We start from the raw sequence: 24,675 nt of genomic DNA, 5'->3' as shown, positions 1-24,675 counted from the left end.
GCGGATGCTCAGGTGTCTCGGATTGGCGTGTGCGGTATTCGTTCCACCCCACGCCAATCCCACTGCAAAAAACTTACGGACGCTCAACCGCCAGCGCCACGCCCATGCCGCCGCCGATACACAGCGAGGCCAGGCCCTTCTTCGCATCGCGCTTCTGCATTTCGTGCAGCAGCGTGACCAGGATGCGGCAGCCCGACGCGCCGATCGGGTGACCGATCGCAATCGCACCACCATTGACGTTGACCTTGGACGTATCCCAGCCCATCTGCTGATGCACGGCCAGCGCCTGAGCGGCAAACGCCTCGTTGATCTCCATCAGGTCCAGATCGCCCACGGACCAGCCGGCACGCGACAGGCAACGTTTCGATGCCGGTACCGGCCCCATGCCCATGACCTTCGGGTCCAGGCCGGCGCTCGCGTATGCACGGATCGTAGCCAGCGGCGTCAGGCCCAGTTCTTTGGCCTTGGCGGCGGACATCACGACGACAGCGGCGGCACCATCGTTCAAGCCCGAGGCGTTGGCCGCCGTCACCGTGCCGGCCTTGTCAAAAGCAGGCTTCAGCCCAGCCATCGATTCGAGCGTGGCGCCATGGCGAACGAACTCATCCTGTGCGAAGGCAATCGGATCGCCCTTGCGCTGCGGGATCAGGATCGGAACGATTTCATCATTGAAGCGGCCCGACTTTTGCGCGGCTTCCGCCTTGTTCTGCGAAGCCACGGCAAACTCGTCCTGCGCTTCACGCGTGATGCCGTATTCCTTGGCGACGTTCTCGGCCGTGATGCCCATGTGGTACTGGTTGTAGACGTCCCACAGCCCATCCACAATCATCGAATCGATCAGCTTGGCATCGCCCATGCGAAAACCATCGCGCGAGCCCGGCAGCACGTGCGGCGCGGCGGACATGTTTTCCTGGCCGCCGGCCACGACGATCTCTGCATCGCCCGCCATGATGGCGTTGGCGGCCAGCATCACGGCTTTCAGGCCCGAGCCGCACACCTTGTTGATGGTCAGGCCGGGCACCATGTTCGGCAGCCCCGCCTTGATGACAGCCTGGCGCGCCGGGTTCTGGCCCGAGCCGGCAGTCAGCACCTGGCCCATGATGACTTCGCTCACTTGGTCCGGCGCCACCTTGGCGCGCGCCAGAGCTTCGCGGATCACGGTTGCGCCAAGCTCAGGCGCAGCGATCTTCGCCAGCGAGCCACCAAACTTGCCCACGGCGGTGCGTACCGCCGATACGATCACAACATCGGTCATTTGCTTACCTTCCACTGTCGAAAGAGAGGGTCGTTGGACACCGTCAGCGGCCGAAGCCGCGACGGCAACGGGGATTCATGCGCGCGATCTTACGCTTTCTGTTTGACGTAGCGGCCAGGCGCCGGCTCGATGGCCGGGTAGTCCGCATTGCCGTAGCTCTTGGGTGCAGCCTTCTGCGCGCCTGCGTGCGATGCCAGCCAGGTAGACCAATCCGGCCACCAGCTGCCCGGATGCTCCTTGGCACCCTCGAACCACGCATCAGCCGTATCGGGCAGCTTGGCATTGATCCAGTGCGAACGCTTATTGGCCGCGGGCGGGTTGATCACGCCTGCGATATGTCCCGAGGCACCGAGCACGAAACGCCGCTTGCCCTTGAGCAGCGGCACCGAGCCATAAGCGGACTTCCACGGGACGATGTGGTCTTCACGCGAGCCGTAGATGTAGACCGGCACGTCGATCTTGCCCAGATCCACCGGCGTCCCGTTCACCTTCAGCTTGCCCGGCGTTTTGAGGTCGTTCTGCAGATACGTATGGCGCAGGTACCAGCAGTACCACGGGCCTGGAAGATTGGTCGAGTCGCCATTCCAGTACAGCAGGTCGAACGGGGCGGGCGTCTTGCCCTTCAAATAATTCTCGACAACGTAGTTCCAGACCAGATCGTTCGGTCGAAGGAACGAGAACGTATTTGCCAGCTCCACGCCACGCAGCAGCCCCGGGCCGGTCGGAGCATTGCTGCCGATGGTCTTCTCCCGCATTTCCACCTGGGCTTGATCGACGAACACGTCGAGAATGCCGGTGTCCGTAAAGTCGAGCAGCGTGGTCAGCAGCGTCAAGCTTGCGGCCGGATGCTCGCCGCGCTCCGCCAGTACCGCCAAGGCAGTGGAAAGGATCGTCCCGCCCACGCAGAAACCCAGCACGTTGATCTGGTCCTGCGCAGAAATCTCGCGTGCGACACGAATGGCCTCGATCGCGCCGCCTTCGATGTAGTCGTCCCACGTGCGGGAAGCCATGCTCGCGTCCGGATTGCGCCAGGACACCAGAAACACGGTATTGCCCTGCTCCACCGCATAGCGCACGAGCGAATTGGCCGGCTGCAGATCCAGGATGTAGAACTTGTTGATGCACGGCGGCACCAGCAGCAGCGGGCGCGCATGCACCTTGGCCGTCAGCGGCTTGTACTGGATGAGCTGGAAATAGTCGTTCTCGAAGACGACGGCGCCTTCGCTGTTGGCGACATTGCGGCCGATCTCGAATGCCGTTTCGTCCGTCTGCGAGATCTTGCCGCGCTCCATGTCCTGCAGCATGTTCAGGATGCCGGTGCGCAGGGATTCGCCACGCGATTCAATCAGATGCTTCTGTGCCTCTGGGTTGGTCGCAAGGAAGTTGGACGGCGACATGGCGGCCGTCCATTGCGATACGGCAAAACGCACGCGCTCGCGGGTCTTGGCGTCCGCTTGCACGGCGTCCGCCATTTCCATCAGCGTGCGGGCGTTGAGCACGTAGAACGCAGCGGCGTAGCCGTAGAGCGGGCTCTTGCGCCAGGCGTCGTTCGAGAAACGGCGATCAGACGGCGCCACGGCCTCGGCGCTTTCGCCGGTGCTCATGTGGCGCCAGATCTGGAGCCACTCTTCGAGATATTTCTGTTGGATTTCGGCCAGGCGCTCGTGCGGGATCAGCGCGAAAGGAGCCGCGCCTTCGCCCATCGCTGCGCCGTTGAACTGGCCAAGACCAGGCGCCGCCGCACCGGGTTGTGCAAAGGTGCCCGCAAAGGCTTGCCATTGCTTGAACTGCTCTGCCCACTGCGTAGGGTCCGACAAGCCCTGCCAGGGAGCTTGAGTGTGGGCGCTAGATGCTTTGGATGATGTCGATTGACGCGATGCCATAGTGCCCTCGATCCGACGATATGCGCCGCTCCGGTTGGAACGGCGGCGCAACTCGTAGTATTGCGGGGCATTGTTGCCTTGCCGTTTCAAGGCTGTCAATCGGAGTTAGTTAATGATCGGCCGGAAACGTAGAGCCAGCGCGGGTTTTGCCACATTCACCGAAAACGGCTCCGACCAAATGGTTAAGCGCAGAACCGGGGCTATGGTCCAATTTGCGCAATTTCGTGCGAGACTGCCGCATTGCGCCAATGCCGGGCACCGCTTTTTCCCATGTATATCGTCGCCATCGCCTGGCTCTACGTCGTGCTGATGATGTCCTTGACTGAGCAATCTTGGATTGCCGGCATCGGCACATTTGTCTTCTACGGCGTGGCACCGCTATCGCTCTTCCTCTGGATTGTCGGCACGCCGGCACGCAGGCGCCGCCGCAAGGCTCAGGAAGCCGCGCAGGACCAGGCGGACACCGCCCCCACACTGAGCAGCGATGGAGGCGATGGCGCCGTCTGAACGCTCACTCTGCGCGCCAGATCAGCGTGGCCATGCGGCCCGTGGTGCGCTCCCGGCGGTACGAATAGAAGCGCTCGGCGTCTGTCATCGTGCACAGGCCGCCGCCGTACACGTCAGTACAGCCGACGCGTGCCAGCCGCAGCCGGGCCAGCGCATACAGATCAGCGAAGAACTTGTCGGCGGGTGCGCCTTCCACGAAGGCCGCCTGGGTGGCCGGTAATTCGCCGGGCTGGGCCGCCTCGATGAAGGCCTGGCGCACCTCGGCACCCACTTCAAAGCATGTCGGCCCGATGGCCGGCCCCAGCCATGCCAACCACGTTGGATCGGCTTCCTGGCCGCTGGCGCGCAATCGTTGCGTCATCGCATCCAGCGTGCGCTCGATCACGCCGCCGCATAGCCCACGCCAGCCCGCATGCGCCGCACCCACCGTGACGCCGCGAGCGTCACTCAGCAAGACAGGCAGGCAATCTGCCGTCATGACCACGCAGACCCGATCCCGCCAGGAAGCCACCGCAGCATCGGCCACTACAGGCGCCGACGTACCGACAAGTTGATCAAGATCAGCGACACCGGTGCCATGCACTTGTTCCATCCACGTCGGCTCAGCCGGCAGCGCTGCACGCAGGATGCGGCGGTTCTGTTCAACGGCTTCCGGCGCATCCCCGACGTGCAGGCCAAGGTTCAGGCCACCGGGCAACCCGCCAGCCAACCCGTACGGCCCGGCGCTGACGCCACCCGGGCGAGTCGTGGCAATCGCTTTGACACGCGGATGCGCGGGCCAGTCGGGAACGATCCAGTCAGTTGATGTCGGCATCGGGATCCAGGTCGAGGGCTTCCAGCAGAGCGGCGAAATCGTCGGGTACACCTGCCTCCCAATGCACCGATTTGCCCGAGGCGGGATGCACGAGCCCGAGGCGCACCGCGTGCAGCGCCTGCCGCGTAAAGGGCACCGGCAGCGGTGCCTTGATCGTCTGTGGCTGGCCACGACGGAAATTGCGCGTGTACACCGGATCACCAAGCAGCGGATGCCCCTCCGATTCAAAATGCACACGGATCTGGTGTGTACGGCCAGTCTCGAGCTGACAGCGCACCAGCGATACCTGCGCTCGGCCGAGGCCTACCACGTCCAGCGTCTTGAAATGCGTGCGCGCCGGCTTGCCGCTGGCCGTCTCGATGATGGCCATGCGCGTGCGGTCACGCGGGTCACGGCCGATCGGGGCGTCAATGGTGGCCTCTTCCGGCGTTTCGCCCCACACGAGCGCGAGATAAGTACGCTTGACGGTACGTGCCTGCAGTTGGCGCACGAGATCGGTTTGCGCTGGCAGCGTACGGGCGACCACCATCAGGCCGGACGTGTCCTTGTCGAGGCGGTGGACGATGCCGGCACGCGGCAACTCCGCGGCATCGGGATAGCGGTGCAACAGGCCGTTGAGCACCGTGCCGCTCCAGTTGCCAGCAGCGGGATGCACCACCAGCCCGGCCGGCTTGTTGATGACGAGCAGCGTGTCGTCTTCGTACACCACATCCAGATCGATAGGCTCGGCAACGAAGGCGTTTTCGTCGGCCGCGCGTTGCGGGACGACTTCGATGCGGTCACCGCCGGAGATGGCCGCACGCGGGCGCACCACCTCACCATGCAGGCGCACCGCCCCGGCATCAATCCATTGCTGGAGACGGCTGCGCGAATAGTCGGGCAGCAGCTTGGCAAGCGCCTTGTCCAGGCGCTCGCCGTGCATGGCTTCAGGGATCTCCACGATGATCGGCTCGGCGGCCTGGGCCGCACCGGCCGTAGGCAAATCGAGCGCCTCATCATCGAGGGCGTCTTCCGTCTCCTGCACAGTGAGGGAAACGTCAGCTGCTGCGTCGTCTGACACAGGGCTTGGGCTATAATGCTTGATGCGATTTTTCATTCAGAAAAGGTGCCCATGTCGGTCACGAGCGTAAAGCAGGCGCGTATTGGTAATCGAATCGGCAGCCGAATCGGCAGTCGGATCCGCGCACAAATCGGAGCAGTGTTGGTGGCAGGCGTTGCATGCTTGGCTATCTCGGCCTGCGGCATCCTGCCGGAGCAGCAAGACGAAACTGCCGGCTGGTCAGCCAACAAATTATATTCGGAAGCGAAGGACTCGCTCGACGGCGGCGACTACGCCAAGGCGGTCAAGTACTACGAAAAGCTCGAAAGCCGCTATCCATTCGGCCCGTACGCCCAACAAGCCCAGATCGAAACCGCCTACGCCAACTACAAGGATGGCGAGACGGCTGCCGCGCTGGCCGCGGTGGATCGCTTCATTCAGCTGCACCCAAATCATCCCAGCGTCGATTACGCCTATTACCTCAAGGGCCTGATCAACTTCAACGACAACCTGGGCTGGCTCGGCCGCTTCTCGAACCAGGACTTGAGCGAGCGCGACCCGAAGGCCGCGCGTGCTGCCTATGACGCGTTCAAGACGCTGATCACGCGTTTCCCGAACAGCAAGTACACGCCGGACGCCACGCAACGCATGCAGTACATCGTGAACGCGATGGCCGAGCATGAAGTGGGCGCCGCGCGCTACTACTATCGCCGTGGGGCGTACCTCGCGGCCGTGAACCGCGCGCAAGACGCCATCAAGGATTACGACCGCGCCCCCGCTGTGGAAGAAGCGCTGTACATCATGATGAAGTCGTACGAGGCGCTGGGCATGAAAGACATGCGCGACGACACCGAGCGCATCATCAAGCAGAACTACCCGAAGAGCGACTTCCTCGCCTACGGCCAGCGCAAGAAAGACAAGCCCTGGTACCAGTGGTGGTAAACAAGGCTTGAATAGCACAGCAAAAAGCCCGGTCGATTGGCCGGGCTTTTTGTTTGTGCGTGCGAATCAGTCTTCAGTGTTACCGGCAGGCAGATCCCCCGAACTCTCCGGCCGCAGCGAACGCAGGAATTCGGCAGCCGTCTGCGCCTCGCGCGTACGCTTGAACGGCGGTAGGCTCTGCCAGATCTGGCGACCATAGTTCTTCTCAACGAGCCGCGGGTCGCAGATCATCAGCACGCCGCGATCGGTCTCGGAGCGAATCAACCGCCCTGCGCCCTGCTTGAGCGTGATCACCGCGTGCGGCAATTGGTGGACGGCAAACGGGCTCAGCCCCTTTTTCTCCAGCGCTTCCATGCGGGCGCTCAGCACCGGATCGTCGGGCGGGGCAAACGGCAATTTGTCGATGACGACCAGCGAGAGCGCCTCGCCGCGTACGTCCACGCCCTCCCAGAAGCTTTGGCTGCCGATCAGCACGGCGTTGCCGAGCGCGCGGAAACGGTCCAGCAATTCCGTACGGCTGGCCTGGCCCTGCACGAGCAGCGGGAAATCCCAGCCGCGTTGAGCGAATTCATCTGACAACCGCTCGGCGGCGCGATTCACTGCGCGCAGCGTTGTGCATAGCAGGAACGTCTTGCCGCCCGCCGCCTCGATGAGGGGCAAGGTGGCGTCGAGCACCGCATCGGTAAAGCGCGGATCGCTCGGCTGCGGCAGATCGCGCGGCACATACAGCAAACCTTGTGCTGCGTAATCGAACGGGCTGTCGAGCGTCATTGAGCGATCACGATCCAGGCCCAGTTGCGCGGCGTAATGCGTGAAGTTGCCGCGCACCGAAAGCGTGGCCGAGGTGAAGACCCACGCCCGCGGCTGACCGGCACGCTGGCGCGAAAAGATTGGCGCGATCGACAACGGTGTCAGGTGCAATTGCACGGAATTGGCAAACACCTCGACCCAGCGCACACGCTCGTCAACGGGGCCCGCACTCTCACTGTCCGCGCCCGCAGCATCCCCTTCTTTCTTGGGCGCCTTGGGCGGTTTGGGATCGGCCCACGCTTCAAGCTTCTCGCACAGCGCAACCGCACGGCGATGGCATTGCTCGATGGTCTCGGCGCGTTCGGCCTGGGCTTCCAGCGCGCCGGTAAAGTCGGAAAGCGCCTGCTCCAGCTTGGGCAGCACCTCGTAGAACGGCTTGGCGAGCGCTGCATCATTGTCAATCTGCTTGATCGACAGGCGTGAGCCGTCCTGACGGAAAACCAAGCGCAGATCACGCGCGGCACGCTCAAGCGGTGCCGCAATCGCGACCCAATCCACCGCATCGCGAGCGTGCGAAAGACCTTCGGCCACGCTGTCGCGCGCAAGCTCGAGAATCTGGTTCGTAGAGATCGTCTCGCCAAAGAACAACGTGGCGGTTTCGGGCAGCTGATGGGCTTCGTCGAAGATGATCGTGTTGGCGGCGGGCAGCAGTTCAGCCATGCCGGTGTCCTTCAACATCACATCCGCGAAGAACAGGTGATGGTTGACCACCACCACGTCAGCCTGCTGCGCCTCCTTGCGGGCGCGCATGACGAAGCAGTCCTTGTAATACGCGCAGTCCGAACCCAGGCAATTGTCGCGCGTGGACGTGACGAGACTCCACACCGGTGCGTTCTCGGGCACGCTCGCAAGTTCAGCTTTGTCGCCCGTTTTCGTGGTCTTCAGGAACAGATTGATCTGGCGCAGCCACGCGGCGTCCTGGCGCGAAGAAAGGCGCCCGTTCTGCGACGTGCGCTCTACGTGGTAATGGCAAACGTAGTTGGCGCGCCCTTTGAGCAGCGCCACCGACACCGGCGCATTCAGCGCCTTGCGCACGGTCGGGATGTCGCGCAGGAAAAGCTGGTCCTGCAGGTTTTTCGTCCCGGTCGACAGGATCACCTTGCCGCCCCAGAGCATCGCCGGGACCAGATAAGCGTAGGTTTTACCGGTGCCCGTGCCAGCCTCGACGATGATCGAATCGGCGGCCTCGATGGCGTTGGCCACGGCCTGCGCCATCGTTAGTTGGGCACTGCGGGGCCGATAGCCATCGATACCCTTGGCCAGCGTGCCTTCGTCGGCGAACAGCGTCGCCAGCTCGGCATGATGGGCATCGGCAGGGACAGAGGCAGCGGGAGCCGAAGCGTCGCTGGTATCGGCGTCGGAATCAGCCGACGGCTCGGCCAGCGGGGAAAGCGAAGTCAACGCGGAATCCGTGGGGTCAAATGACGGAGGCCGCACGTGATTGCGGCCTCTCGGGATGAGAGTCGAACCCGCTTTGGGCAGGCGTTAAGCCGGCACGTCCGGCTCAACCTGCAACTGTAGCAGGGTGATGGTGTCCTTGAGTTTCAGACGGCGCTTCTTGAGGCGGCGCAACTGCAATTCGTCGTGACCGACGGTCGCTGCCAGCCGGTCGATCAGGAAATCGAGATCGCGGTGCTCGATCTGCAATTCAATGATGCGACGCGAGATCGTATTCAGATCGCTGTCCATCGCTCTCCTCCGGAAACCCGGCCTTGGCTGAAGTTTAGAACCCCAGCGGACTGGTGTTGTTCTGGTTTTGCTCTTTGCGGTGCTTGCTTTGTTCGCGGCGCTCTTCCAGTTCCTTCTGGCGCTTGGCCGCGTCTTGCTGCTTTTCCTGGAATTGCTTGACGTTTTCCGCACGCTTGGCGGCATTGGCGGCGCCCTGCTCCTGCGCCGCCTTCAGCCTGGCGTCGTAATCGGCTTGCTTCTTGGCCGCAGCCTGCGCATTGGCGGCGCGCTGCGGCGCTTCGGCCTGGCGCTGCGCTTCATTCAGACGCTGCTGCTCCTGCTTGTTCGCGAAATCGGTGCGATTCTTCTGCTCGGCGGCTTCGCGCTGGGGGCGCTCGGCGTTGTACTGAGCCTCGCGGATGGCACGCTCCTGGTCGCGGCGGGCAGCGCGGTCGGCACGTTCGGCTTCGTCCAGTGCAAGCTCGCGTTCGCGGATGGTGTGGAGCTCCGTGCGACGCACATCCTTGGCCTTGTCGATGCAGCGCGTGACGAGGAATTTGTCGTAGCAAGCGCGCTCGGCCTGGGCGTAGCGGTATTCCGCCCAGGCTTTGGCGCTGGTAATGCGATCGTGCTCGGCGCCGAAATCGGGCTGCGTGGCGGGCACCGCCGCGGCTGGCGCGGAGGCCGGCGAAGACTGGCTCCATGCGGGCGCGGCAAGCAGCGCAACACTGAGCATGGACGCCGGCAGAACCAGACGGGAGGCGCGGCGCGCAGCTGCGCGGCGACGGGCAGAAAACAGGAGCGTAGGCATAACGCGCATTTTATCACCGCGCCTGTGCGGCAAACGCCGCGCGGCCACGGATTTCAGCTCAGGAACAGGGTTCGCGTTGTGGCAAAATGCGCGGCTTTCCATCGCACTCTCTGGAAGCAATGACTGATTCCGTGTTGCAGAAGATCGTCTCCCGCATCGCCATTGAACTGGCGGTCCGGCCGCAGCAGGTTGCCGCCGCCGTGCAACTGTTGGACGAAGGCGCCACCGTGCCCTTCATTGCACGTTACCGAAAGGAAGTGACGGACAACCTGGACGACACGCAACTGCGCAATCTGGAAGAGCGCCTGCTGTACCTGCGCGAACTGGAAGACCGCCGCGCGGCCATCCTGGCTTCCATTGAAGAGCAAGGCAAGCTGACCGATGCCCTGCGCACCGCCATCGAGGCGGCCGAAACCAAGCAGGTGCTGGAAGATCTCTACCTGCCCTACAAGCCCAAGCGCCGCACGCGCGCCCAGATCGCCCGCGAATGCGGCCTGGAGCCGCTGGCCCAGGCCCTGCTGGCCGACCCGACGCTCGATCCTCAAACGGAAGCCGCCAAGTTCGTCAACGGCAACCCGACTGCCGATGGTGGCGTGCCGGACGTGAAGGCAGCGCTGGACGGCGCGCGCGACATCCTCTCCGAGCAATTTGGCGAGACGGCGGAGCTGCTTGGCAAGGTGCGCGACCACCTTTGGAATCAGGGGCAGGTCTCGTCGACCGTGGTGGAAGGCAAGGAAACCGCCGAAGAAGAAAAATTCCGCGATTACTACGCATACAGCGAGCCGATCCGGAACGTGCCGTCGCACCGCGCGCTGGCACTGTTCCGCGGCCGCAACGCGGGCGTGCTGTTTGTGAAGCTCGGTTTGGGCGAAGAACAGGACGCGCTGAACCCGCACCCGTGCGAAATCATGATCGCGCGCCACGTCGGCATCGAAAACAAGGGCCGCGCGGCTGACAAGTGGCTGTCGGATGTATGCCGCTGGTGCTGGCGCGTAAAGGTCCAGCCGCATATCGAAACCGAGTTGCTCACGCAGCTGCGCGAATCCGCCGAGGCCGAAGCCATCAAGATCTTCGGTCGCAATCTGCACGATCTGCTGCTGGCGGCGCCGGCTGGCGCCAAGGCGGTGATGGGTATCGACCCAGGCATCCGCACGGGCTGCAAGATCGCCGTGGTCGACCACACCGGCAAGCTGCTGGAAACGGCCACGATCTACCCGCACGAGCCGCGTCGCGACTGGAACGGCTCGCTCGCCACGCTCGCGCGGCTGGCGAAACAACACGGCGTGGCACTGGTTTCCATCGGCAACGGCACAGCCAGCCGCGAGACCGATAAGTTGGTGCAAGACCTGATGCGCAACGCGCCGGAGCTGAAGCTGACCAAGATCGTGGTGAGCGAGGCCGGCGCGTCGGTGTATTCGGCGTCGGAGCTGGCGGCCAAGGAATTCCCGGAGCTGGACGTGTCGCTGCGTGGCGCGGTTTCGATCGCACGACGCCTGCAAGACCCGCTGGCCGAACTCGTGAAGATCGACCCGAAGTCGATCGGCGTTGGCCAGTATCAGCACGACGTCAACCAGCGCGAGCTGGCCCGCGCGCTGGACGCCATCGTCGAGGATTGCGTGAACGCAGTCGGCGTGGATGTGAACACGGCCTCTGCCCCGCTGCTGGCGCGTGTGTCAGGGCTGAATTCGATCCTCGCCAAGAACATCGTCGAGTACCGCGATGCCAACGGCGCGTTCGCCAACCGCGACGCGCTCAAGAAAGTGCCGCGCCTGGGCGACAAGACTTTCGAGCAGGCCGCCGGCTTCCTGCGCATCAATGACGGCGACAATCCGCTCGATCGCTCGTCGGTGCACCCGGAAGCGTATCCGGTGGTCAAGCGCATCCTGGACAGCATCAAGAAGGGCATCGGGGACGTGCTCGGCAACCGCGAGGCGCTGCGCGGCCTGACCGCTCGCGACTTCACCGACGAGAAGTTCGGCCTGCCGACCGTGGTCGACATTCTTTCTGAACTGGAAAAGCCCGGCCGCGACCCGCGCCCAGAGTTCAAGACGGCGACATTCCAGGACGGCGTGGAAGACATCAAGGACCTGCAGCCCGGCATGGTGCTCGAAGGCGTAGTGACAAACGTGGCGGCGTTTGGCGCGTTCATCGACATCGGCGTGCATCAGGATGGTCTGGTACACGTGTCGGCGCTGTCGACCAAATTCGTTCGCGACCCGCACGAGGTGGTCAAGCCCGGCCAGATCGTCAAGGTCAAGGTGATGGAAGTGGACGTGAAGCGCAACCGCATCGGCCTGACGATGCGCCTGTCGGATGAGCCGGGTCAGGCGGCCCCGCGCACCGGAGGCGGCGACCGGCCGAGCAGCGGCGGCAGTCGCCACGGCGGCCAGCAACGTCGCGCGCCGGAACCATCCGGCGCCATGGCCGAAGCATTCGCCAAGCTCAAGCGCTAAAGCAGACCCTGTTTATCGGAACCCGCCCGGTTTTCGGACTCGGCGGGTTTTTTCATGGCTGAGCTCGGTCGTTACAAGTCCTTACGCGCATGGATCTTTCCTAACACTCGCGCGTCGTCGCCGTGTCTTTTCGGCCCGTTATGGAGACACAGGCACACACCGCCTGGCACCCACGAGGAGAAACTCCATGAAGACGAGCCACACCCTGATCGCTGCCCTGCTTGCTGTTGCCGGTACCGCCGCTTTCGCGCAGACCACGCCGCCGGCTCCTGTGTCGCCTGTTACCCAAGTCCAGCAAGACAATCAGAAGATCCATCAGGACAACCGTGACATCCGCCACGACAACCGCGACATCCGCCACGACCGTGCCGATATCGGCAACGACAAGGCCGCGCTGACTGACGAACGCGCTGAGCGCAATACCGCGCAACGCCGCGAAGATCGCGACCTGGCGAACGGCAACGTCAAGGGTGCCGAATACTGGAGCAAGCAACGCGCTCAAGATCAGCATCAGGTCAATGCCGATCGCCGTGATTTGCACCAGGACCGCAAGGACCTGCACGCCGACGTCAAGGATCGCAACCACGACGTACACGCGCGCAACCATGAAGTGCACAAACGCGACCACGACGCCTCGAAGATCTAACCCGAACATCGCCTGACACCCAAACAAAACGGCCCGTGCGTTTCTCTCGCACGGGCCGTTTGTTATGCAGCGGTACAGTCTGTCAGATTTCGACCTTCGTACCCAACTCCACCACGCGGTTCGCTGGGATGTGGAAGAAGTCCGAGGGCTTGGCGCCATTCTGATGCATCCACGCAAACAGACGCTCACGCCACATCGACATGCCCGGCAGCTTGGACGGCACCACCGATTCGCGCGCGATGAAGAACGACGTATCCATCAGCTCGCAGCGCATGCCGATCTGCGGCTGCCCCAGTTCGAGCACGCGGTACACGTCCGGCGTTTCCTTAAAGCCGTACTCCGCCTTGACGATGTAGATGCCGCTGCCCAGATCGCGCACGGACACGCGTTGCTTGTCGTCCACGTAGGGAATATCGCGCGTGACGAAGCTGATGAAGATCACGCGCTCGTGGAGCACGCGGTTGTGCTTGAGGTTATGCAGCAACGACACCGGCACGAATTCAGTATTGCCGGTGAGGAAAACGGCCGTGCCCTCGACACGATGCGGCGGATGCGCCAGCAACCCCGCCAGGAACGGCTCGAGCGGAATGCCATCCTCCAGGCTGCGAGCCCGCAAAAGCTTCTTGCCCTTGTACCAGGTCATCAGCAGGAAGAACACACCGGCGCCCAGCGTCAACGGGAACCAACCGCCATCGCGAATCTTCAAGAGGTTGGCCGAGAAGAACGCCATGTCGACCACCAGGAAACAGAGGCTCACGAGCGTCACCAGCGCTGGGTGCCAACGCCAGACCGAGCGCATCACCACTGCCGCAAGCACCGTGGTGATGACCATCGTTGTGGTCACGGCAATGCCGTAGGCGGCGGCCAGGTTGTCGGACTTCTTGAACGCCAGCACAACGCCAACCACCAGGATCAGCAGCATCCAGTTGACCATCGGCACATAGATCTGGCCGATCTCGGCTTCTGAGGTGTAGCGAATGCGCATGCGCGGCACAAAACCCAGCTGGATCGCCTGGCTCGTCAGCGAGAACGCGCCCGAAATCACAGCTTGCGAGGCAATGACGGTAGCCGCCGCAGCCAACACCACCATCGGGAGTTGCAGTGCTTCGGGCACCGAACGATAGAACGGGTTTTCGATGGTGCTTGGGTCAGTCAGCAACATCGCCCCTTGGCCGAAGTAGTTCAGCAGCAGGCTGGGCGCCACGATAAAGAACCACGCCCAGCGGATCGGACGGGCGCCGAAGTGGCCCATGTCGGCGTACAGCGCCTCAGCGCCAGTCAGCACCAGGAACACCGAACCCAACACGATGAACGCCTGCAGCGCATGGTCGTGCAGGAACGAAATCGCATACATCGGGTTGACGGCCACCAGGATCTGCGGCGCCTTCACCAGATTCATCATGCCCAGCGCGGCCAGCGCGGCAAACCACAGCAGCATTACCGGCCCGAACAACTTGCCGACCACCGACGTGCCGCTTCGCTGGATGAAGAACAGCACCGCCAGAATCACGAGCGTGATGGGCAAGACGAACGGCGTCAATGCGGGCGCGGCAATTTCAAGACCTTCCATGGCCGACAGGACCGAGATGGCCGGCGTGATCACCGCATCGCCATAGAACATGCAGGCACCGAAGACGCCCAGCATCATCAGCAGCGACATGCGCTTGGAATTGGTATTGGCCGTACGCAGCGACAGTGCCATCAGCGCAAGAATGCCGCCCTCGCCGTTGTTGTCGGCGCGCATGACGAACAGCACATACTTGAGCGACACCACGATCACCATCGCCCAGAACAGCATGGAGATGATGCCGAGCACAGCACCGCTGGAGAAAGGAATGCCGTGATCGGGGCTGAAGCACTCCTTGAGCGAATACAGGGGGCTGGTGCCGATGTCTCCGAACACCACACCCACGGCGCCGATCACCATAGCGCGCAGGTTCACGTTGGTCTGGGGCGACCCGGTTGCTGTGAGAGCTTGACTCATGAACTTGGAAATCGGCCGAATGGCTGGCCGCTCAAAAAATCGTGCATTGCACAATGAGGGCGGATTGTACTCCCCGCCTCCGCCACGCCAACCCCTCAGACGGGCATTCGTTGCCGCGGTGCATCACGATGCACAGCCATGCAAATAAAGCGTTCTGTAGGGCCGAAATAACGTTGCCCTGGCACACAAACTCCCGAATAAAGCACATTGTGCAGCGCGGGTCGGCCACCTCGGTTCAAGGGCAACACATTATGTAGGCTCTGCTACACGTAGCCGAAAGTAGGACTGCAACCGACAGAACTTTGTAGGAAAATGCCTGACAAACGTTCATTGCAAATTTTTGTTGAGCAGCTGGCAATCAGCTGCCCGACGCTTCCAAAACGGGGACGGCCTTGCCCCAATCATTCATCCGCATCTTGGGGCGCTCCAAGCCTTCGCTGACCGCATTGATTGTGCTGCTGGTCGTGGCCGCCCTATTGTTTGCGATCCCGCGCATGATCCTGCCGTTGGCACAACCGGCTTTCATGCAGCGGCTCGACCCAACTGTGTGGGCCGATTACGCTGGGCCGTACGACCTGGCAGCCGCCGTGGTGGCCACCAGCGCGCTCATCCTCTTCCTGCTTCGCCGCTGAGCGCGGCCGCCTTCAACGCGCCAGTGCGCGGGCGCATTCCGCCACAAGCGCCGGCCCGCGATAGATCAACCCCGTATACAGCTGTACCAACTGCGCGCCAGCGTCGATCTTCTCGCGTGCATGCTCCCCGGCGAGGATGCCGCCCACACCAATGATGGGCACCGCATCGCCCAGCAAACCATGCAATGCGCGAATCACCCGCGTCGAGGCTTCACGCACAGGCTGACCCGACAGTCCGCCCGCCTCTTCCGCATGTGCCAGACCGGCGACAGCCTCGCGGCTGATCGTCGTGTTGGTTGCAATCACGCCGTCCATCTTGTGGCGCAGCAGCGCGTCGGCAACGTTGGCAATCTGGTCGTCGTCCAGGTCTGGCGCAATCTTCAGTGCCACCGGCACGTAGCGCTTATGCTGGTCTGCAAGACGCTGTTGTGCATCGCGCAGCGTACCGAGCAGGCTATCCAGCTCGCTCGCGCCCTGGAGCTGACGCAGGTTCTTCGTGTTCGGCGATGAAATGTTCACCGTCACGTAGCTCGCGTGCGGATACACACGCTCAAGGCAATGCAGGTAATCGTCGACAGCACGCTCGATCGGCGTGTCTGCGTTCTTGCCGATGTTCAGGCCGAGCACGCCGCCCGCCTCACGCCATTTCGATGCCTTCACGTTATTGATGAATGCATCGACACCGCCATTGTTGAAACCCATGCGGTTGATGAGCGCATTGGCCGCCGGCAAGCGGAACATGCGGGGGCGCGGGTTGCCTGGCTGCGCGCGCGGAGTGACCGTGCCGACTTCAATAAAACCGAAGCCGAGCGCGCCGAGTGCATCGATATACGCACCGTCCTTGTCCAAGCCAGCCGCCAGCCCAACCGGGTTAGGAAACTTAACGCCCATCACCGTGCGCGGCTGCGGGGCTACGCGTGCACCGATGCAGCCTGAGAGCCCCATCGCGTGTGCCCGCTTGAGCTGGTTCAGCGTGAAGTGATGCGCGTCTTCGGGATCCATCGAAAACAGCAGCGGGCGGGCAAACGGGTACAGGGCGTTGAGCACGATCGGAATCAAGAGAAGAACGCGAAAGGCGGCATTGTAAACGGCCGGCACGCCGCAATGCACCGTGCGCGCCGCTTTCGAACGCGGCTAGGCACGAAGTGTCCAAAGGCCAGTCCTCGCCTGACTTCGCGGGCCCGTTACAGGGGCAATACGCACCATCAAAATGCATGCAGACGAGAAAAGTGTTGCATCGCCGCACAGATGTCGCTATAATTTTTTATTCGACGGACGCGGGGTGGAGCAGTCTGGCAGCTCGTCGGGCTCATAACCCGAAGGTCGCAGGTTCAAATCCTGCCCCCGCAACCAGCCAGAAAGTCGAATGCGTTTCTACGGACGCGGGGTGGAGCAGTCTGGCAGCTCGTCGGGCTCATAACCCGAAGGTCGCAGGTTCAAATCCTGCCCCCGCAACCAGCCAAAGTAGAACGGCTCGCTCCAAGACCTGAGCCAAATCATCAAGCCCGCACACAGCGGGCTTTTTGCTTTTCTACGTTTCCACGCACCGTTTTGCGGGCAACTCAGTCGATACTGCCGTCCCACCCCGCGCTGCGCGGGGCCGCCTCGCTGCGGTGATACACTGAGATATTCCACCCGCGACGATTCCCCATGAAATTCTGTTCCAACTGCGGCCAGTCAGTCGTCTCGCGCATTCCCGCCGGTGACAACCGACTGCGCGACGTTTGCGACCATTGCAATACGATTCACTATGTGAATCCGCGCAACGTGGTCGGCACCGTGCCCGTTTGGAACGATCAGATTCTCCTGTGCAAGCGCGCCATTGAACCGCGCTACGGCTTCTGGACCTTGCCCGCAGGCTTCATGGAAATCGGGGAGACCACCGCCCAGGCCGCCAACCGCGAAACCCAGGAAGAAGCCGGCGCCAACGTCGAAATCGGCGAGCTGTATTCGGTACTCAACGTGCCGCACGTGCATCAAGTGCACTTGTTCTACCTAGCCAAGCTGAACGATCTGGATTTCGCGCCGGGCGAAGAAAGCCTTGAAGTCGCGCTCTTCAATGAAGCCGACATCCCGTGGGATGATCTGGCCTTCCCGACCGTCATCCACACGCTGCGTTGCTTCTTCGCCGATCGCGCGGCTGGCAAGCTTGCCGACGGCAGCTTCCGCCTCCACACGCTCGACATCTACAAGCCGATGCGCTCGGCCGCGATCGACACGCCGGCCACGACGCCGTAACGCCTACCTCACGTTGTCTGCATCATGATCGCCTGGCTGGATCCGCACGATTCCTTCCCGCCGGTCGATCGCGCGCTCGGGCCGGAATCCGAAGCGCCGGGGCTACTGGCCGCCAGCGCGGAGCTATCGCCGCAGCGGCTGCTGATCGCGTATCGGCAAGGCATTTTTCCGTGGTATGCCCAGGGCCAGCCGGTGCTGTGGTGGAGCACAGACCCGCGCATGGTGCTTCGCCCCGAGGATTTTCGCGTCTCAACCACCTTTCGCAAGACGCTGCGCCGTGTGCTTGACGACCCAGCCTGGGAAATCCGCATCGACCACGCCTTCCGCGAAACGATGGTCGCGTGTGCCACCACAGCGCGCCCTGGGCAGCACGGCACGTGGATCACTGAAGACGTCATTCAGGCCTATACCGCCCTGCACCGCCGCGGCTACGCGCATAGCGTCGAGACGTGGCACGCCGGCCAACGCGTGGGTGGCTTGTATGGGGTGGCGCTCGGCCGCATGTTCTACGGCGAATCGATGTTTGCCCGCCGTACCGATGCCTCGAAAATCGCGCTCGCGGCGCTCTGTGCCTTCCTCGGCGGTCAGGGCGTCGCGATGATAGACTGCCAGCAGGAGACCGAGCATCTGGCGTCGCTGGGCGGTGCCCCGGTGCCTCGCGCGGCGTTTCTCGCACATGTGCGGGAAGCGGCCAACGCGCCGGCCATTGTGCCGTGGCACTTCGACAAATCGGTGCTCCGCCGGTGGACCGTGCGCAATGAGCAAGCTTAAGGAACTCCCCCTCTCGGCATTGCAGTTCTATGCCACCGCGCCTTACGCATGTAGCTATCTCGATGGCCGCTTGGCGCGCTCGCAGGTCGCCACGCCGGCGCACCTGATCAATGCCGACGTCTATTCAAAGCTCGTGCGCGCCGGCTTCCGGCGTAGCGGCATCTTCACCTACCGCCCGCATTGCGACGACTGCCATGCATGCACGCCATGCCGCGTCGTCGTTGATCGATATGCGCCATCGCGTGCGCAACGGCGTGCCGCCGAGCGGCATCAAGGGCTTGAGGCGCTGGTTGCACCGCTTACCTATGTCGAAGAGCACTATCAGCTCTATCTCCTGTACCAGTCCGTCCGTCACGCGGGCGGCGGCATGGACCACGACAGCCGCGATCAATACGAGCAGTTCCTGCTACAGAGCCGCGTGAATTCGCGTCTGGTGGAGTTTCGAGAGCCACCCGAATCGCCATCGGCGGGCAAGCTGCGCATGGTGAGCATGATCGACGTGCTGGAAGACGGGCTATCGTCGGTCTACACGTTCTACGACCCGATCGAACTGAAGGCGAGCTACGGAACCTACAACGTGCTGTGGCAGATCGCCCAGGCGCAGGCGCTGGACCTGCCCTACGTTTATCTCGGCTACTGGATAGAGCAGAGCCGGAAGATGGCCTATAAGGCGCTGTTCCAGCCGTTGGAACTGCTCGTCAATGGCGAGTGGCGGCAGTTTAAAGACGTAGCGCCACCAGCCACGAAATGACGATCAGCGCGACGTGCGCTCGATCCCGACGTCGACTACGCCGTACGTGCTGATGTTGGAACTCTGGCTGTATTGATCTCGCGAAGTCGTACAACCTGCCAAGGCGCCGCCCACGCAAGCCAAACCTGCCGCCCACAGCGCGACGCGCTTCCACAAAGTCATTTTGCTCATAGGTCGATTCCTTTCAGGGGGCGGTCGACAGCCGCTCGGCGAGGACCGTGTTGTATGCGCGGACCATCCCCGGGATCAGGAACATGTCCACCAGCACCCACAGCCCCCCGATGACGGCCAGCACCCAGCCTGCGGTGTTACCCATGTCACGAAACGCCAGCCATGTGCCCCCGATGTTGGCAATGGCCTGTGCAATACCGCTGCCCGGCCGCTTCAGATAGAAGCGATGTGCCCCAAGAAAGCCCAACAGAAACCACCAGAGATAGGCTACGCCCGAACTCTTCTTCTGGGCGTCGTACAGCATGATTTCGCGAGCGGTCTGATTCATGGCATGGGCTGACACGGGAATAACCTGTCAGACACTAGCACGCATCCCGCGTTCCATGTCGCCCCACGATTACATGCTGCCGAGCTTGGCCTCAGCCTTGTCCGTCCACAAACGCATTTCGGCCAGCAACGACGATGGCGAGAACGAGCAGCTTTCCTCGCCAAACGACACCGCCATGTCCAGCCGCTGCAGCAAGGAACGCCGCACCTGGTCGTACGCCGGCGGCAAGACCGCCAACGGCGCGAGCACTGCATCGTCGCGCCACTGGTTGAGCAGGCGCGGCAGGTCAGGCGACTTGGCGTGACGATCGAGCGCGGCGCGCAGCGTCTGGAGAGATTCAGCAGTAGTCATGCTCGAGCTTTCTTTTCACGGTACAACTCGCGGAACGTTTTGCCTGCTGGAGCCGGCATGTCGCGCGTATCGGTCCAACCTTTGCCGACTGGCAGCGAGTGGATCAGTTTCTTGTCACCGCCCATCCAGCGCAGCACGCGTGCTGCGACCCACGTGCCAGCCGAGTACAACGCCGGTCGCCGTGCTACGAAGCCCCACACGCGCAAGCCAAAGCGCTCAGCTTGCGGGCGCAGTTCGCGCTCCATTTGTTTCTCGCGCAGCGTGCGCAGCAGATCCGACAACGGGATGGACGCAGGGCACACGCGATTGCATTCACCGCACAGCGTGGCCGCCTGCGGAAGGTCCAACGCGTTCGACAGCCCAACGTAGCTAGGCGTCAGCACGCTACCCATCGGGCCCGGATACACCCAGCCATACGCATGACCGCCGATCTTCTGATAGACCGGGCAATGGTTCATGCACGCGCCGCATCGGATACAGCGCAGCATCTCCTGGAATTCACCGCCGATCAGACCGCTGCGGCCGCCGTCGACGATGACGAAGTACATATGCTCAGGGCCATCCTTCTCGCCGGGCGCGCGCGGCCCCGTCAGCAGCGAGAAATAGTTCGAGATCGCCTGGCCGGTGGCCGATCGCGGCAACAAACGCATGACGGTCGCCAAATCTTCAAGCGTCGGCAATACCTTCTCGATACCCGTCACGGCAACGTGCACGCGCGGCATGATCGTGCACATGCCTTCGTTGCCCTCGTTGGTGACGACGGCAACGGAACCCGTCTCGGCAATGATGAAGTTACCGCCCGTCACGCCCATGTCAGCGGACAGAAACTCGGGCCGCAGCACTTCGCGCGCCTCGCGCGTCATCTCGGGAATATCGGTCAGGCGCGGCTTGTTGTGCGTCTTGGCGAAGAGATCAGCAATCTCCTCCTTGTCCTTGTGCACCACCGGCGCAATGATGTGCGACGGCGGCTCGCTGTCGTTGATCTGCAGGATGTACTCGCCAAGATCGGTCTCGATGCTCTGCACGCCCATCTCGCCGAGCACCTGGTTCAGGCGCATCTCTTCGGTCACCATCGACTTGCTCTTGATGACCTTTTTCACCTCGTGCTTGCGGGCAATTTCTGCGACCAGGCGCGCGGCATCTGCCGTGGTTTCCGCAAACAGGACCTTGGCGCCACGGCGCGTGGCCTCCGCCTCGAACGTGGCGAGCCAGACATCGAGGTTCTCCAGCGCGCGGTTGCGGCGCTCCTTCAGCGCTTCACGCGTGGCTGGAAAATCGATGTCCTGGATGGCCGCCGCGCGCGCGGTGACGAACTTGGTCGAGAGCTTGGTGAGGTTCTGCTGCAGGCGCTTGTCGGCGAGCTTCTGCCCGGCGCGCGCCTTGAATTCCATGCTGCGGACTTGCATGCGATTGCGTCTCCGTCGTGTTCTAGGGCAGTTGCGATTTACGCGTCGCCGGCAAGGACTTGCGCGATGTGGAGCACACGCGTTTGCGTGTCGCCCGTACGGCGCAGCCGGCCCTCGATGTTGAGCATGCAGCCCACATCCCCGAGCACGACGGCATCGGCGCCACTGGCCTTGATGTTGGCGCATTTCTCATCCGCAATGGCGGTGGAGATATCGCCGTACTTGATCGAGAACGTGCCGCCGAAGCCGCAGCACGCTTCGCAGGCGGGCATCTCGGTCAATTGCACACCCTCCAGTTTGCCGAGCAGCTCTCGCGGCTGTGTTTTCACGTCCAGCTCGCGCAGCCCGGAGCACGAATCGTGGTACGTCACGTGGCCGTGAAATTGGGAATCGAGCGTCTCGACACGGGCCACGTTGACGAGAAAGTCCGTCAATTCGTACACACGCGGCGCCAGGCGCTCGTAGCGGCCCGCGAGCTCCGGATCATCTCGAAAGAGATCGGCGTAGCCCTTACGGATCATGCCGCCGCACGAGCCAGACGGGATGACGACGTAGTCGAACTGCTCGAATTCCTTGAGCGTTTTCTCCGCCAGATCGCGCGCCAGCGGCCGATCGCCGGAGTTGTAGGCGGGCTGGCCGCAGCAGGTCTGCGCGGGCGGCACGACGACGTCGTAGCCGGCCTTTTCCAGCAGCTTAAGCACCGAAAACCCGATGTCGGGCCGCATCAGATCAATGAGGCAAGTGACGAACAAACCTACGCGCATGGGAGTCTCTTGTGTTCTGCGGGAAGCCGCCATTATGCGCCCGCTGCCATGTCCGGCGCGGCCCTCAAGGCACAGAACTTCTTCATGCCAGTCGTGAGTGCGCTTCACGGGGCCCGTCAAGCACAGTAGCCGGCCGACCGAGAAATTCCTCAAAAATACCGGGAATCATGCGTCGGGATGGTGCGCATTTTCACATCGTGGGATAGAATTTTGCATCGCATCCGCAACCCACTGCACCCATGGCAGAAGCAGACAAGGACCCCGGCAAGACGTCCATTCAGGTCATCGAACGCATGATGATGCTGCTCGACGCGCTTGCCGACCACGCAGATCCGGTCAGCCTGAAGGCGCTCTCCGCCAGCACCGGCCTGCACCCGTCTACCGCGCACCGCATCCTGAACGACATGGTGGCTTGCCGCTTCGTCGATCGCTCCGACCCGGGCAGCTACCGTCTGGGCATGCGTCTGCTGGAGCTGGGCAACCTCGTCAAGGCACGCCTCTCGGTGCGTGAAGCGGCCCTCGCTCCGATGCGCGCCTTGCATCGCCTGACCGGCCAGACCGTCAATCTTTCGGTGCGCCAGGGCGATGAAATCGTCTACATCGAGCGCGCATATTCCGAGCGCTCGGGCATGCAGGTGGTGCGCGCCATCGGTGGCCGCGCACCGCTGCATCTGACTTCGGTCGGGAAGCTATTCCTGGCTGCAGACGAAGTCGGCCGTGTGCGAGCCTATGCCACGCGTACCGGTTTGTCAGGCCACACTCGCACCTCGATCACGGACCTGCCCAAGCTCGAACGCGAACTCAACTGGGTACGCACGAATGGCTACGCACGTGACAACGAAGAACTGGAACTCGGCGTGCGCTGTATCGCTGCCGGAATCTACGATGATTCGCGGCGGCTGGTAGCAGGTCTGTCGCTGTCTGCGCCGGCAGACCGGTTGCAGGAGAGTTGGCTCGACAACCTCAAGGACACCGCGCTACAGATCTCCAAAGGCATGGGCTACACATACGAAGGGGACGCCGTGCGCGCAGAGTGAGCCGCTGGTTTCGCCCAACAAAAAAGCGCGTTCGATGACGCGCTNCGATGCCGCGGCTCAGGCGCCGTGCTGCTCCGAGGCCAGCACGGTTGCCGGCTGGGTCGACACAGGTACATTCCGCAACGGCGCAGCAGCTTGCGTGGCCGGCTCGATGTGCGGGTTGCGCTCCAGCCAATTGCGCACGCGTGTGGCGTCTGCAAAGCGCGTGAGGTTGCCAGCCGAATCCAGGAACACCATCACGACGTTGCGGCCATGCACGTTGGCCTGCATCACCAGGCAGCGGCCAGCTTCGTTGATGAAGCCGGTCTTCTGCAGACCGATATCCCACTCGCCGCCACGCACCAGACGGTTGGTGTTGACGTAGTGCAGCGTGCGGCCGTTGGCGTTGACCGTATGTTCAGGGGTGGTGGTGAATTGACGAATGAGCGGCACCTTGTAGGCAGCCATCACGATCTTGGCGAGGTCCTGCGCGCTCGACACGTTGCTGCTCGACAGGCCGTTCGAATCCACATAGTGCGTGTCGTTCATGCCCAGCTCATGCGCCTTGCGGTTCATGGCGGCAACGAATGCAGGACGACCGCCCGGATAGTTGCGACCCAGCGCCGAGGCTGCACGGTTTTCCGACGACATCAGCGCCAGCAGCAGCAGGTCTTCACGCGTGAGCATCGTGCCGAAGCGCAGGCGCGAGCCGGTGTTGCGCTCGTAGTCACGATCCTCATCGGTGATTTCAAGCAGCTCGTCCATCGGCTGATGTGCATCGGTCACGACCAGCGCCGTCATCAGCTTGGTGATCGACGCAATCGGCAACACAGCCGACGAATTCTTCTGGAACAGCACTTCGCCGTTGTTCTGGTCCATCACCAGGGCGACGGAGGAACGCAGCGCCAACGCATCGGGCGTCGAACGCAAACCCATCGCTTCACCAAGCGTCGGGGATGCCGGCACGAACGACGCACGCACCGGACGCGCACCGCGCTCGACCATGATCACGCGGCGCTTGCCTTTGACGGTAACAACCTTGCGGACTTTGGTGGAGGCGACCTCATCGCTGCTCGCAGCCGCGACTTTGGCGCTGGCCTTGCGATTGACGACGGTCTTACCCTTGGATTTGACTTTGGCTTTCTTGCTGGCAGCGGGCTTTTTGTCGGTCGTGGCAGCGTTGGCCACGGTAGCGACGGAGACGGCAGCGAGCGCGACGGTCATCAGCGAAACGAAGCCGAGACGTCGAAAAAATGAGGAAACAGACCGTGACATGGTTCGATCACCCGCGCGTGAGATGGCGCAAGTGTAGGCAAAAACAAAATTCTTAGCAAGATGAAGGACTTAGCTCACGGCCTTAAAGTTTGACCTCGGGAGCCTTATCATTCGGTCATCATTTCGACGCAATTGTCTGCCGCAGCAGAATCCCAATCGT

General features: G+C 62.7%; 24 protein-coding genes and 2 tRNA genes. 11 read left to right on the top strand and 15 right to left on the bottom strand.

Annotated elements, in window-relative coordinates; translation table 11 throughout:
* Window positions 1-73 precede the first annotated feature (73 nt).
* Window positions 74-1,255, bottom strand: a complete 1,182-nt coding sequence (locus ACTJK4_RS16290) for an acetyl-CoA C-acetyltransferase (RefSeq protein ID WP_232042917.1) — start codon at window positions 1,253-1,255, stop codon at window positions 74-76.
* A gap of 89 nt (window positions 1,256-1,344) precedes the next feature.
* Window positions 1,345-3,138 (bottom strand): class I poly(R)-hydroxyalkanoic acid synthase, encoded by a 1,794-nt coding sequence (gene phaC / locus ACTJK4_RS16285; protein ID WP_433864467.1) that lies wholly within the window; start codon window positions 3,136-3,138, stop codon window positions 1,345-1,347.
* Window positions 3,139-3,408: 270 nt separating this feature from the next.
* Between phaC and ACTJK4_RS16280 the strand changes: the two genes are divergently transcribed.
* Complete coding sequence (locus ACTJK4_RS16280; RefSeq protein ID WP_316871202.1) at window positions 3,409-3,645, top strand: hypothetical protein; 237 nt, start codon at window positions 3,409-3,411, stop codon at window positions 3,643-3,645.
* A gap of 4 nt (window positions 3,646-3,649) precedes the next feature.
* Here the strand turns inward: ACTJK4_RS16280 and pgeF are convergent, their stop codons facing one another.
* Both pgeF and ACTJK4_RS16270 read right to left on the bottom strand, forming a co-directional pair.
* Window positions 3,650-4,459 carry a peptidoglycan editing factor PgeF gene (gene pgeF, locus ACTJK4_RS16275; RefSeq protein ID WP_440818397.1) on the bottom strand — a complete coding sequence of 270 codons (810 nt, stop codon included), beginning with the start codon at window positions 4,457-4,459 and terminating at the stop codon, window positions 3,650-3,652.
* Window positions 4,443-5,555, bottom strand: a complete 1,113-nt coding sequence (locus ACTJK4_RS16270) for an RluA family pseudouridine synthase (protein WP_440818396.1) — start codon at window positions 5,553-5,555, stop codon at window positions 4,443-4,445. Before ACTJK4_RS16270 ends, pgeF begins: the two co-directional genes overlap by 17 nt.
* Window positions 5,556-5,570: 15 nt before the next feature.
* Between ACTJK4_RS16270 and ACTJK4_RS16265 the strand changes: the two genes are divergently transcribed.
* The gene (locus ACTJK4_RS16265; RefSeq protein ID WP_313903694.1) at window positions 5,571-6,440 is read left to right on the top strand and encodes an outer membrane protein assembly factor BamD; all 870 of its coding nucleotides are present in this window, start codon (window positions 5,571-5,573) and stop codon (window positions 6,438-6,440) included.
* 66 nt (window positions 6,441-6,506) lie between these two features.
* Here ACTJK4_RS16265 and ACTJK4_RS16260 read toward each other — a convergent pair whose 3' ends face one another.
* The 3 genes from ACTJK4_RS16260 to ACTJK4_RS16250 form a co-directional block, all read right to left on the bottom strand.
* A complete protein-coding gene (locus ACTJK4_RS16260) occupies window positions 6,507-8,651 on the bottom strand; it encodes an ATP-dependent DNA helicase (protein ID WP_440818395.1) in 2,145 nt (714 codons plus the stop codon).
* Window positions 8,652-8,735: 84 nt separating this feature from the next.
* Entirely contained in the window at window positions 8,736-8,939 is a 204-nt protein-coding gene (locus ACTJK4_RS16255) for a DUF465 domain-containing protein (protein ID WP_232042923.1), read from the bottom strand.
* A gap of 34 nt (window positions 8,940-8,973) precedes the next feature.
* The gene (locus ACTJK4_RS16250) at window positions 8,974-9,738 is read right to left on the bottom strand and encodes a hypothetical protein (protein ID WP_232042924.1); all 765 of its coding nucleotides are present in this window, start codon (window positions 9,736-9,738) and stop codon (window positions 8,974-8,976) included.
* A gap of 110 nt (window positions 9,739-9,848) precedes the next feature.
* Between ACTJK4_RS16250 and ACTJK4_RS16245 the strand changes: the two genes are divergently transcribed.
* Window positions 9,849-12,182, top strand: a complete 2,334-nt coding sequence (locus ACTJK4_RS16245) for a Tex family protein (protein ID WP_440818394.1) — start codon at window positions 9,849-9,851, stop codon at window positions 12,180-12,182.
* A gap of 187 nt (window positions 12,183-12,369) precedes the next feature.
* Window positions 12,370-12,828 (top strand): hypothetical protein, encoded by a 459-nt coding sequence (locus ACTJK4_RS16240; RefSeq protein WP_440818393.1) that lies wholly within the window; start codon window positions 12,370-12,372, stop codon window positions 12,826-12,828.
* Window positions 12,829-12,910: 82 nt separating this feature from the next.
* On the opposite strand, the gene ACTJK4_RS16235 is transcribed toward ACTJK4_RS16240, so the two are convergent.
* Complete coding sequence (locus ACTJK4_RS16235) at window positions 12,911-14,812, bottom strand: potassium transporter Kup (protein ID WP_440818392.1); 1,902 nt, start codon at window positions 14,810-14,812, stop codon at window positions 12,911-12,913.
* 392 nt (window positions 14,813-15,204) lie between these two features.
* Between ACTJK4_RS16235 and ACTJK4_RS16230 the strand changes: the two genes are divergently transcribed.
* Window positions 15,205-15,444 (top strand): hypothetical protein, encoded by a 240-nt coding sequence (locus ACTJK4_RS16230; protein ID WP_440818391.1) that lies wholly within the window; start codon window positions 15,205-15,207, stop codon window positions 15,442-15,444.
* Between the two features lie 12 nt (window positions 15,445-15,456).
* On the opposite strand, the gene ACTJK4_RS16225 is transcribed toward ACTJK4_RS16230, so the two are convergent.
* Window positions 15,457-16,491 carry a quinone-dependent dihydroorotate dehydrogenase gene (locus tag ACTJK4_RS16225; RefSeq protein ID WP_440476555.1) on the bottom strand — a complete coding sequence of 345 codons (1,035 nt, stop codon included), beginning with the start codon at window positions 16,489-16,491 and terminating at the stop codon, window positions 15,457-15,459.
* A 229-nt stretch (window positions 16,492-16,720) separates the two neighbouring features.
* Between ACTJK4_RS16225 and ACTJK4_RS16220 the strand changes: the two genes are divergently transcribed.
* From ACTJK4_RS16220 to ACTJK4_RS16200, 5 genes are all read left to right on the top strand, one after another.
* Window positions 16,721-16,797 (top strand) — tRNA-Met (locus ACTJK4_RS16220).
* 28 nt (window positions 16,798-16,825) lie between these two features.
* Window positions 16,826-16,902 (top strand) — tRNA-Met (locus ACTJK4_RS16215).
* Window positions 16,903-17,094: 192 nt separating this feature from the next.
* On the top strand, window positions 17,095-17,682 hold the full coding sequence (locus ACTJK4_RS16210; RefSeq protein ID WP_092970156.1) for an NUDIX hydrolase: 588 nt from the start codon (window positions 17,095-17,097) through the stop codon (window positions 17,680-17,682).
* 24 nt (window positions 17,683-17,706) lie between these two features.
* Window positions 17,707-18,453: a leucyl/phenylalanyl-tRNA--protein transferase gene (gene aat / locus ACTJK4_RS16205; protein WP_440818390.1), complete on the top strand. Its 747-nt coding sequence runs from the start codon at window positions 17,707-17,709 to the stop codon at window positions 18,451-18,453.
* Window positions 18,440-19,204: an arginyltransferase gene (locus ACTJK4_RS16200; protein WP_414560704.1), complete on the top strand. Its 765-nt coding sequence runs from the start codon at window positions 18,440-18,442 to the stop codon at window positions 19,202-19,204. The genes aat and ACTJK4_RS16200 overlap by 14 nt, the downstream gene beginning before the upstream one ends.
* 3 nt (window positions 19,205-19,207) lie before the next feature.
* Here ACTJK4_RS16200 and ACTJK4_RS16195 read toward each other — a convergent pair whose 3' ends face one another.
* The 5 genes from ACTJK4_RS16195 to ACTJK4_RS16175 form a co-directional block, all read right to left on the bottom strand.
* The gene (locus ACTJK4_RS16195; protein ID WP_232042932.1) at window positions 19,208-19,375 is read right to left on the bottom strand and encodes a hypothetical protein; all 168 of its coding nucleotides are present in this window, start codon (window positions 19,373-19,375) and stop codon (window positions 19,208-19,210) included.
* A gap of 13 nt (window positions 19,376-19,388) precedes the next feature.
* Window positions 19,389-19,703 (bottom strand): TM2 domain-containing protein, encoded by a 315-nt coding sequence (locus ACTJK4_RS16190; RefSeq protein ID WP_232042933.1) that lies wholly within the window; start codon window positions 19,701-19,703, stop codon window positions 19,389-19,391.
* 69 nt (window positions 19,704-19,772) lie between these two features.
* Complete coding sequence (locus ACTJK4_RS16185; RefSeq protein WP_232042934.1) at window positions 19,773-20,054, bottom strand: hypothetical protein; 282 nt, start codon at window positions 20,052-20,054, stop codon at window positions 19,773-19,775.
* Window positions 20,051-21,460 (bottom strand): LutB/LldF family L-lactate oxidation iron-sulfur protein, encoded by a 1,410-nt coding sequence (locus tag ACTJK4_RS16180; RefSeq protein ID WP_440818389.1) that lies wholly within the window; start codon window positions 21,458-21,460, stop codon window positions 20,051-20,053. The genes ACTJK4_RS16185 and ACTJK4_RS16180 overlap by 4 nt, the downstream gene beginning before the upstream one ends.
* A 38-nt stretch (window positions 21,461-21,498) precedes the next feature.
* Window positions 21,499-22,224: a (Fe-S)-binding protein gene (locus ACTJK4_RS16175; protein ID WP_440818388.1), complete on the bottom strand. Its 726-nt coding sequence runs from the start codon at window positions 22,222-22,224 to the stop codon at window positions 21,499-21,501.
* Window positions 22,225-22,463: 239 nt separating this feature from the next.
* On the opposite strand from ACTJK4_RS16175, the gene ACTJK4_RS16170 reads away from it, so the two are divergent.
* Complete coding sequence (locus ACTJK4_RS16170; protein ID WP_232042937.1) at window positions 22,464-23,261, top strand: IclR family transcriptional regulator; 798 nt, start codon at window positions 22,464-22,466, stop codon at window positions 23,259-23,261.
* A gap of 57 nt (window positions 23,262-23,318) precedes the next feature.
* Here the strand turns inward: ACTJK4_RS16170 and pbpG are convergent, their stop codons facing one another.
* The gene (gene pbpG, locus ACTJK4_RS16165; RefSeq protein ID WP_232042938.1) at window positions 23,319-24,515 is read right to left on the bottom strand and encodes a D-alanyl-D-alanine endopeptidase; all 1,197 of its coding nucleotides are present in this window, start codon (window positions 24,513-24,515) and stop codon (window positions 23,319-23,321) included.
* Window positions 24,516-24,675: the final 160 nt, after the last annotated feature.

It is taken from the genome of Ralstonia sp. 22111, assembly GCF_052045895.1.
Taxonomy (GTDB): Bacteria; Pseudomonadota; Gammaproteobacteria; order Burkholderiales; family Burkholderiaceae; genus Ralstonia; species Ralstonia wenshanensis.
Note: the sequence above shows the minus strand (reverse complement) of the source record. Positions and strands in the feature narration are given on the sequence as shown.